The sequence below is a fragment of the Synergistes jonesii genome (assembly GCF_000712295.1).
Taxonomy (GTDB): Bacteria; Synergistota; Synergistia; order Synergistales; family Synergistaceae; genus Synergistes; species Synergistes jonesii.
Genome location: NZ_JMKI01000037.1, coordinates 206,167 through 216,074 on the forward strand (window position 1 = coordinate 206,167; position 9,908 = coordinate 216,074).

10 protein-coding genes, 1 other RNA gene and 1 pseudogene are annotated in these 9,908 nt (G+C 52.6%); 8 read left to right on the top strand and 4 right to left on the bottom strand.

What is annotated here, in order from left to right:
* Positions 1-26 precede the first annotated feature (26 nt).
* The 4 genes from EH55_RS10010 to mraZ are packed head-to-tail and all read right to left on the bottom strand — an operon-like array spanning position 27 to position 3,466.
* On the bottom strand, positions 27-1,721 hold the full coding sequence (locus EH55_RS10010; RefSeq protein WP_037977310.1) for a peptidoglycan D,D-transpeptidase FtsI family protein: 1,695 nt from the start codon (positions 1,719-1,721) through the stop codon (positions 27-29).
* A complete protein-coding gene (locus EH55_RS10015; protein WP_037977311.1) occupies positions 1,705-2,106 on the bottom strand; it encodes a hypothetical protein in 402 nt (133 codons plus the stop codon). The genes EH55_RS10010 and EH55_RS10015 overlap by 17 nt, the downstream gene beginning before the upstream one ends.
* Before the next feature lie 17 nt (positions 2,107-2,123).
* Positions 2,124-3,029: a 16S rRNA (cytosine(1402)-N(4))-methyltransferase RsmH gene (rsmH, locus tag EH55_RS10020; RefSeq protein WP_037977314.1), complete on the bottom strand. Its 906-nt coding sequence runs from the start codon at positions 3,027-3,029 to the stop codon at positions 2,124-2,126.
* Positions 3,026-3,466, bottom strand: a complete 441-nt coding sequence (gene mraZ, locus EH55_RS10025) for a division/cell wall cluster transcriptional repressor MraZ (protein WP_236617109.1) — start codon at positions 3,464-3,466, stop codon at positions 3,026-3,028. Before mraZ ends, rsmH begins: the two co-directional genes overlap by 4 nt.
* A gap of 468 nt (positions 3,467-3,934) precedes the next feature.
* Between mraZ and rnpB the strand changes: the two genes are divergently transcribed.
* The 8 genes and pseudogenes from rnpB to EH55_RS10065 all read left to right on the top strand — a co-directional run.
* An RNA gene (gene rnpB, locus EH55_RS13580) (RNase P RNA component class A) lies at positions 3,935-4,283 on the top strand.
* Between the two features lie 198 nt (positions 4,284-4,481).
* Positions 4,482-5,294 (top strand): phage minor capsid protein, encoded by an 813-nt coding sequence (locus EH55_RS10030; RefSeq protein WP_037977324.1) that lies wholly within the window; start codon positions 4,482-4,484, stop codon positions 5,292-5,294.
* 209 nt (positions 5,295-5,503) lie between these two features.
* A complete protein-coding gene (locus EH55_RS10040) occupies positions 5,504-5,899 on the top strand; it encodes a YjcQ family protein (protein ID WP_037977327.1) in 396 nt (131 codons plus the stop codon).
* Between the two features lie 66 nt (positions 5,900-5,965).
* Positions 5,966-6,358 carry a hypothetical protein gene (locus EH55_RS10045; protein WP_141730548.1) on the top strand — a complete coding sequence of 131 codons (393 nt, stop codon included), beginning with the start codon at positions 5,966-5,968 and terminating at the stop codon, positions 6,356-6,358.
* A 163-nt stretch (positions 6,359-6,521) separates the two neighbouring features.
* A complete protein-coding gene (locus EH55_RS10050; RefSeq protein WP_141730549.1) occupies positions 6,522-6,839 on the top strand; it encodes a hypothetical protein in 318 nt (105 codons plus the stop codon).
* A 160-nt stretch (positions 6,840-6,999) separates the two neighbouring features.
* Entirely contained in the window at positions 7,000-7,398 is a 399-nt protein-coding gene (locus EH55_RS10055) for a transposase (RefSeq protein ID WP_037977333.1), read from the top strand.
* Between the two features lie 213 nt (positions 7,399-7,611).
* Positions 7,612-8,850, top strand: a complete 1,239-nt coding sequence (locus EH55_RS10060; protein WP_051682817.1) for an IS256 family transposase — start codon at positions 7,612-7,614, stop codon at positions 8,848-8,850.
* Between the two features lie 339 nt (positions 8,851-9,189).
* Positions 9,190-9,908, top strand: a pseudogene (locus tag EH55_RS10065) (IS256 family transposase); the annotation flags it as partial.

The following is a 9,908-nucleotide window of genomic DNA, read 5'->3' on the forward strand; positions in this document are numbered from 1 at the left end:
TTTTGCATAAAATAAGCGGCCGCTCTCTATATCTTGTCCCTGGGAATCTGAAGGATATCCTCCACGATCGATTTGAATATAGGTGCCGCGATCTGGCCGCCGTAATAGCGCGCGCCCTTCGGCTCGCCGAGCGTTATCAGCATCGCGTACTGCGGCCTGTCGGACGGCCAAAAACCCGTGAAGGAAGCGACATACTGCCCCTTGTTGTATCTTCCGGCCGCCGCCACCTGAGCCGTCCCCGTCTTTCCCGCTATCGCCACTTTATCGGATTTAGCGTGCTTGCCTCCGCCCTCGGAGACGACCTTAGCCATCGCCTGGCGCAGGAAAGCCGCCGTGGACTCGGACATGACGTTGTAGCGGACACGCCTCGCCCCCTTGTGTATCACCTTGCCGGCGTTGTCGCGGACTTCTTCGACTACGTAGGGCTTGAGCAGCTTGCCGCCGTTCGCGATGCTCGATATCGCCATCACGACTTGCAGCGGCGTGACCGCGATGCCCTGCCCGATGAATATGTTCGCCGTGACCGTCCCGAGCCACTCCTCCGGCTCCTTTATCAGCCCCGCCTCTTCTCCTGCTATCTCGACCTCCGTCTTCTCGCCGAAGCCGAACTGCCTCAGCATACCGTAAGCTTGATACTTCGGCACGGACATAGACATCAGCGACATGCCTATGTTGCAGGAGTTCATCAGCACGTGTGTGAGATCCTGCATGCCGTGCGCCCTCTTGTTGACGTCGCTCATCGTTTTGTCGAACAGCTTCATCGTGCCGCGGCAGAAATAGGTCTTATTGCGCGAGGTCGCGCCGGTCTCCAGCGCGATCGCCATCGCTATAGGCTTGAATATCGAGCCGGGCTCGAAGACGCGCCCGACCGCGTTGTTGCGCACGGCGTTTATATTTCTCAGATTGTTTCTGTTGTTCGGATTTATCGTCGGATAGCTCGCTATTGCGATTATCTCCCCGGTGTATGGGTCGACGCAGACTCCGGCGGCCCACGAAGCCTCCGCTTCTTTCGCACCTTCGGCGAGGCGCAGTTCGAGCATCTGCTGCACGCGCGAATCGATCGTCAGCCTTATCGAGCCCGCCGTGTCCTTGCCTGCGTCGGCGCCGCCGCCGAGTATGTCAGTCGCCGAGCCCTTCGAGTCGCGCGTAAGAAAGCGCGTCCTCGGCGGCGAATAAAGAATGTGATTCCACTCCAGCTCTACTCCGGCCTGCCCGTACTCGTCTATGTCGCAAAAGCCGAGCAGATGGAAGGCGAGAGAATCGTGCGGGTAGATGCGCTTCTTCTCCGTCATCGTGTAGAGTCCCGGCACCTTCCTGCCTTCAAGCGCCATAGCGCGCTCCACGGGCACGCTGCGCGCGACCCAGTGGAAGCGCCCCGGCAGCTCTTTGGAAAACTTCGCGGCGACAGCCGGGCCGAAGGCGCCCTTAAGTACATCCGCGCTCGCCGGATCCCAGAACTTAGGGTCGATAAAAAAACTTTTGGAGGGCACCGATATAGCAAGCGGCACCCCCCTCCTGTCCTCTATTCTTCCGCGCGTAGCGCTCACCACTACATTAGCCCAATATTGCTTCTGCGACTGCTGGACTATGCGGAGGTCGGGCAAAAGCTGTACCTTCGCCGTGCCGACGGCGAGGGCCGCAAGCACGAGAAAAGCCGCGCCCCAGACCGACCTCGAGCGGCGCGGATCGTCTCCGGCGTCCTTTTTAATTATTCTCGGCATGGGCCTGGTTCACGAGCGGATTCCTGTTTTCGGCGAAGCCGCTCCTCTCAGCACGCTCCTCTTTGATTTGCGCCAGCTTCACGGAGCGTTCGCTCAATTTTATAACCTTGATATCTTCAACGTTTTCCATTCCAAGGCTGCACTTAGCGTAATTATAAATCCTCGCTGGAGAGAGAAGCTGGGCGTAGCGTCGAGAGAGCGCGATATTTTCTTCCTTGCTTTTTTCTATCCTCACCATGGTCTGCGATATACGGTGTTCAAGATAAAGTCCGTAGAGCCTCAGCGTGCCGAGCGCGGCGGCGCAGAGAAAGACGCATAAGAAGCTTATTACGAAAAGCGTGGAATGCTTCGATTCGCTTTCCTGCGCGTGTTTTGTGTAATTCATTAACGTTCCCCCTTCCCTTACTCGGATTTCACAAAAATCCTCAGCTTGGCGCTTCGCGATTTATAATTATTCGCGATCTCATCTTCCGAGGGAATGACCGCTTTTCGCGGCCGAAGTTCCCCTTTCCCCTCGTCCTTCCACTTTCTGAACCGCAGCTTCACCATCCTGTCCTCGAGCGAATGATAGGATATGACGGCGGCCGCTCCTCCCGGGGAAAGTATTTCGGCCGCGCCGTCGAGCGCTTCGGAAAGGGCGTCCATTTCATCGTTCACCGCGATGCGCAGGGCCTGAAAAATTTTTCTCGCCGGGTGTCCGCCCATTCTGCGCTGCACGGGCGCCGGCAGAATTTTTCTGACGAGGGCGACCAGTTCGCCGGTCCTATTCAACTCGCCTCCGTGCTCCCTGTCGCGCACGATGCCCTTCGCTATCTCGTAGGCGTAGCGTTCCTCGCCATATTCGCGGAAAATTTTCGTGAGCTCCTGTAAACTGGCCCTTTTCAGCAGATCCGCCGCGCTTTCGCCCGAAGCATCCGAGCCGTGCTCCATCCTCATATCGAGAGGGCCGTCGTTCTGGAAGGAAAAGCCGCGCTCCGCCTCGGTAAGCTGAAGGTTCGAAACTCCAAGGTCGAATAAAATAAAATCGGCGCCGCGAAAGCCCTCCATCTCGCGCAGCGATGCGATATTCCTGAAGTTGTCCGCGATGACCTCAAAGCGCGGCGAAAACTTAGCAAGACGCGCGGCGGCCTCTTCGCGCGCTTCGGCGTCCCGGTCGAAGCCGTAAAGAAAAAGCTGCGGGAACGCTTCGAGCAGCGCCGAGGCGTGTCCGCCGAGCCCGAGCGTCGCGTCCACCGCGGTGCGCAGCTCTTTTACCTCTCCCGCCGCGGCGAGAATCTCCTTCAGCATGACCGGGAAATGCTCCTTCATATTTCGTCGAGCTCCTCGGCCATCTCGCTGAAGTCGGCCAGAACTTCGGCGCGGTGCTCCTCCCACTTAGCTGTATCCCAAATCTCCAAGTGATCCTCCGCGCCTATGAGCGTGACCTCCGACGCCGAGCCGGCGTAATCGCGCAGAATCTGCGGGATCAGTATCCTGCCGGCCGCGTCGATCTCCTGCTCGCTCGCCATCGAAAGCAGCACGCGCCTGAAATCTCTCGTCTTCTTCTTGAACGACGAAAGATCTTTCAGCTTCAGCAGAAGCTCCTCCCAGCGCGGCGCGGGATAAAGCGCTATACAGCGGTCGATGCCGATGGTAGCCACGACGGACGAGCCAAGTTCTCCCCTGAACTTGGCGGGGAGGACCATGCGTCCCTTACCGTCCAATTTATGATTGTAGCTTCCCACCAACATGCACAATTCACCCACTTAATACCACTTTGTCCCACTTTGCTACACATTATACTTTGACGCCGCTTTTATCAATCCAACGAAATTCAAAGTTATAAACAATATTGAGTCTTTAGGCCTAATATTTTACCAAAGTGCTTTACCAGCCGCTTTTAGATACTTTTCATCTCCTATTTCGACAAATATTGACTGAAAGTATGCATACAAGAAGATTTTGCTTTTTGAATTTTATAATGCCAAACGCCCTTTTTACTTTAATAGTTACAGCCACAGATATTCGACGCAACCTCCGGCTTATAATGCGGGAGGGGGGCACGTGCCTCTTGCGCCATAATGTAAGCTGAGAGACGACGGGGCGCTGAAAACATAGGATATGTAAATTTCGGCAGAAGCGGAATAAAAGCCTCGCGCTCCGGACCCGGGCGCATGAGGCTCACTGCCGCGCCGAGCGCTTCGGCCGCCTCGTTTATGCTATAATTTCCCACAGGAGTATCCAAACCGGCCGCCGGCGCTCAGGCGCGGGAGGAAAGTCCGGGCTCCGCAGGGCGGGATGCAGGAGAAATTCCTGCGGGTGCGAACTCAGGGAAAGTGCCGCAGAAAAGAATACCGCCGCGAAAGCGGTAAGGGTGAAAAGGCGGGGTAAGAGCCCACCGGCCGCATGGGGAACCAGCGGGCCAGGCAAACCCCATCCGGAGCAAGGTCGAATAGGGAAGGTTGAGGCTGCCCGCCGACTTCCGGGTACGACCGCTGATTCGTGCGTGCAAGCGCGCGATTAGATAAATGGCCGGAAAGAGCTGCGCTCTTCACAAAACCCGGCTTACTGGGTGCTCTTCATTATCTAAGGCTGCTGAACAAAGCTGTTTTCGGCTTATCAGCAGCTTTGACTTATAAATAACGTTTTGGGCTGCACGACTCTCAGACACAAATCGGTTGGTAAATTCTACACCGTGCCTGTCTAAACGCATTGCACCCGACCTCTACTGGTGTAAAGCTTTTATAATGGTACGACGCCATCGGCAACGTGCGCCGGAACATGCAGAAGGTATCGGAAGACGCCGGTATCACGGCGTTTATCGACAAGCGCGGGCGCTCGTGGAATATGGCGAGTTACACCGACATGCTCTGCCGGACGTCCTCGATGCAGATATTCCATCAGGCTAAAACGAACGAGTATCTCGCGCACGGTGAAGACCTTGTCATCGTGTCGAGCCATTCCCCCACCTGCGACAAGTGCGCGCCGTGGAACGGCAAGGTTCTGTCGCTCACCGGCGAAACGCCTGGATACCCGACGATGGAAGAGGCGAAAGCGGCGGGGCTGTTCCACCCGAACTGCCGGCACACGTATGGGCTGTATATACAGGAAGAGGAACTAAACATTGAGGAGAAGCACGCACTCAACAGGTATGTCAGCTCAGACTCATATAAAATAAATGAGAAGCTGCGCACAAGGAGTCAGTTAACAGATGACGAGAAACAATTCATTAATCTGTTAGATAAGGCCTTAGACAAACTTCCTGATTATCAGGGGACGGTCTATCGTAATATTACCCTTGATATGGCGAGCGAAGAGGAGTTTGATAACTTTGCACGCCGTCATTCCGTTGGTAATTTTGTTGGTTATGAGGGGTATACTTCGACCTCGAAGGATAAGGAGGGCTACATAATCGATGGTGATAAAATTGTGTTAATCACGATGAAAGTCAAGCACGGGAAGGATATCAATCATTTTGGTTATGGTATCCCGGAAGAACAGGAGGTATTATTGAAACGCGGTGCAAAATTTGAGATAACGAAAGCTCAACTGGAGGACGGCAAGTTATTTCTTACAATGGAGGAAAAGGAATGAAGCATCGCTGGGACAACGAACCCCTTGAAAATGCGATAAAACTCTGTAATGACTGTAAGCATATTTGGCCACACGAAATTAAGTGTGACGCATATCCAGATGGCATACCGGATGACGTCCTGTTTTGCCGCCTTGACCATCGCAACCCTATAGACGGTGACCATGGCATACAATTTGAGCCGAAAGAAAACAACGACGGAGGTTAGTATATGTCAATAGACGCCAAACTTTTTGTTCTATACGCTATTTACGTCGAGTATCAGAAGGACCTGCCGAATATGGAGTCCGTCACCGCAGAAGCTCTTGGCATTGACGAAGACGTCTTCAACGTGGCCGTCCTCAAGCTGTGCAATGAAGGCTATATTACCGGGGCTGATCCGATTTATGTAGATCAGCTTGCGTATCCGGTTTCTGTCGATATGTCGCGTGTGATGCCGACGCAGAAGGGTATTGAGGCCGCTTCCGGCGACCTTGCGGTGACCGCGAGGACAGGCGGCGAACGGGTGCGGCAGATGGCGGGCAGGTTCATTGAATATGGCTGGCAGGGGCTGACGGACTTCGCAGCCAAAGTGCTCGTCGAAATAGGGAAGCAGGCTCTCAAGTAAAACAAACAACATCAGTCACATAGCCGCCTTCGGGCGGCTTTTTTCATGCCGAAAGGAGGCGAGCGAGTGCAAAACCTTAAAGAAATATGCGAAGAATGGGCGCCGAGGTTGGGGCTTGCCCATTGGGAGATAGCCGTCCGCTGGGCGGATGAAAAAGACCTTGAAGAAATGACGCCGTGGGCTGAATCCGACGTAAAATTCAAGCCTTGCGCCGAAAAGGCGGTGATACGGGTAAAAAGAGAGGGAGATTACAAGCGGCTCGACAGGAGCGAGCGGCACGACGTGGAAGCTATTGTCGTTCACGAACTGCTCCATCTCGTTTTCTCCCACTTCACCTACGGCGAGGACGACGGCATAAAAGACAGTTTGTTCGATATAGGAATAGACAGAATCGCCAAATGTCTGGTGAAGCTGAAGAAATGCCCGTGCGGCGATGGCGAGGGCGGTGAAAAACAATGAACAAAAAACAGGGGGTTGCTGATGTCAATACTGACAAAAACCGGCGGTAGCGCACTCATAATACTTCGCTGCGCGCCGTTATAGTTCTCTACCACACTCCGAAATGCTATAATAGCAGCAACGTATTAAAGACTGTTACCAAAGGATGAAAGGTGAGTCCGTCGTGGCTACAGAAATGAAAACGACACCGTTCGGCATGAAAATAATGGGGCTGTGTCGGGACGCTCTTGGCGGAAAGCTGACCGCCGGCGGGTTCCAGGCGGCGTATGACAAAATCATGCAGGGAGACAAAGACCCTGACGAATGGTGGTCAGACTGGGAAGACGACGAATATATGGCAGACCTTGCGCTCGCGGTCGAAAACTACGAGCCGAACAAGGCGATCCGCGACTCCGACGATTGCGGCTACCTTGACGATGCCGGAATGATGGAGGCAATTGAAGCATGTTACGCCAAGTACCAAGCGGCGATGCAGGGGTAATCTCAGAAGAATACATCCCTATACAATAAAGATACATAAAAACGACCTCATGTTGATAAGCATGAGGTCGTTTTTGTTGTCAAAAATTCGACGAAAAGGAGATGTCATTTATGGGCTGTAAGGCTAAAAAGAAGAAAAGAGTGGCGGCGCAGGCAGATACGTGTCCTATAAAGATTCAAAGCCGTTGACGGACGACCTGAAAGCCGTTTACACCACCGTCGACGAGCCTTTGGCTCTTGATGAGCTGGAGGGCTTCGCTGAGAAATGGGATGCGAAGTACCCGAAGATATCAAAATCGTGGCGGAAAAACTGGGCCGGGCTCAGCACATATTTCAAATACCCGCAAGAAGTGAGACGGCTTATATACACCACCGACACAATCGAAAGCTTCAACCGGCAGCTTCGTAAAGTGACCAAAGCGAAGTCGGTATTCCCGACGGACGACAGCCTGCTGAAGATGCTGTACTTGGCAATGAAGGACATCACGAAGAAATGGACGGGGCGGCGTCGGGACTTGAGCATCATCCATCCCAGCGAGTTTGTGAAAAAATCTCTGTAAATAGATCTTCTATGATAAGAGTTGAGGATTGAAGAGCTGTATTCTAGTAGATCAGAACACACAATCCTTTATTCCCTTATAATTCATGCAAGTGAGTATGTCAAGTACAAGCGGAGTGAAAACTCTGCCTGTGGGATAGCGCGTAAAAAAATGAGTAACCCTCCTCATATTCGGTAAAGTACAATATACAGACAAAACAGGAGGTCTAACGTTATGGCAAAACGAACAAGCCCGCTGGGAGAAGCGGGAAGCAAGAAGCTCCGCGAGATGATAAAGGAGTACGATATCAGGACGATGGACGACGTCCACAACTTCGTCAAGATGTTGACCGCCGAGACCATCCAGACGGCATTGGATGCCGAACTTGAAAACGAGCTCGGTTACTCAAAATATGACTACAAGAATAAGAATACCGACAACAGTAGAAACGGCTATTCATCCAAAACCGTCCAGGGAAGCATGGGAGAAGTCGATATCAGCGTTCCCCGTGACAGAAATGGCGAATCTGAGCCGCAGCTGGTCAAAAAGCACCAGACAGACGTATCTTCGATAGAAGACAAGATTATATTCCTCTATTCGCAGGGCGTATCAACACGCGATATCCAGAAAACTATGAACGAGATGTACGGAATAGATGTTGATGACGGACGCGTATCCAAGATAACGGACAAACTGCTTCCCGTCATACGAGAATGGCATGAGCGTCCGTTACAGGCTGTTTACGCCCACCTCATACTGGATGCGGTGCACTATTCGGTACGAGACAACGGCTCCGTGGTCAAAAAGGCGGCATATGTGATAATCGGAACAGATCTTGAAGGTCATAAAGATGTACTTGGTATATGGATCGGCGCAAGCGAGTCGTCCAAATACTGGCTGGCGGTTCTTAATGGTCTTAAGAACCGTGGCGTGCGCGATATCCTTATTGCGTCGGTCGACGGGCTGACGGGCTTTGTCGAAGCGATAAACAGGGCGTTCCCCGACACGGAAGTCCAAAGATGCGTGATCCACCAGATACGCAGCTCAACCAAGTACGTTTCATACAAGGACGTCAAGAAATTCGTTTCGGATCTGAAGCCAATCTACAAGGCCCCGACGGAGGAAATTGCGATCGAGGCGCTGGAGAGCCTGGAAAACGAATGGGGTAAGAAATACCCGCTCGCCGTGCGTTCATGGAAGAACAACTGGAACGAGCTCTCCGTTATGTTCAAATACTCCCCCGAGATACGTCGTATGATATATACGACCAACGCCATAGAGAACTTCAACAGGCAGCTGCGGAAGGTAACAAAGACAAAGAGCGCCTTCGTTTCCGACGACGCTCTGATGAAAATGCTCTATCTGGTTACGATGAGAGTAAGCGATAAATGGACGATGCCGATACAGAATTGGGCGTCTATTTTGGATAATCTTATGATACACTTCGGGGACAGGGTCAAATTGATTTACTGACATGGACCTCGCCCCTCAGGCTACAAAAAAGTTTTGAGGGGTTTACACAAAATTTGCTGCGCTACCGCCTGTGGTTGTCTGCTGTCGAACCTGGATCCTGAAAAAAGGTCATTCCGGCATTCGGTCAGGATATATGATGCTCAGGTTCGCGAGAGTATAACAAATTCTGTGTAAACTCCATAGAGAAGAAAGCAAGCCTCCTGGATTGGTGTTAAGATAAATTCAATCCAGGAGGATATTTTTATGGCAAGACAGAGAAAACTGACACCGGAAAGAAAAGCGCTTATTCAGAGTCTCCTTTCCCACTACAAACCGGAAGACGCCCAGGACGTACAGGCTATGCTGAGGGATCTTCTCGGAGATACGATCCAGCAGATGCTGGAAGCCGAGATGGATGACCATCTCGGTTACAGCAAATATGACTACAAGAACAAGCATACAGATGACAGCCGCAACGGCTACAGCCCTAAAACAGTCACCTCTTCGGCCGGAGATATCCCGATCGACGTCCCCAGAGACCGCAAGGGTGACTTCGAACCGCAGTCAGTCAAAAAGAACCAGACCGATATCTCAAATATAGAGGATCAGGTCCTGTCCATGTATGCAAAAGGCATGACGACCCGGGATATCTCGGCTCACCTGCAGTCTATCTACGGTGTGGATGCCTCTGCTGAAATGATTTCGCGAATGACGGATCGAATTCTGCCGATTGCCAAAGAATGGCAGAACCGGCCGCTGGCCAAAAAGTATGCAGTCGTCTTTATGGACGCCGTGCATTTCAATGTGAGGCAGGACGGCCGAACCGTCAAGAAAGCCGTTTATGTTGCTATTGGGACAAGACTGGACGGGCATCGTGAAGTCCTTGGCCTGTGGGTCGGCGGAAATGAGAGCGCCAAGTACTGGGTCGGTGTCCTTAACGAGATCCGTAATCGCGGCACCGAAGATATTTTCATTATCTCCGTCGACGCCTGACAGGCTTTGCAGATGCGATAAGCGCCGTATATCCCAAGGCCGAAATCCAGCGCTGCATTGTCCATCAGATCCGTTACACGACAAAA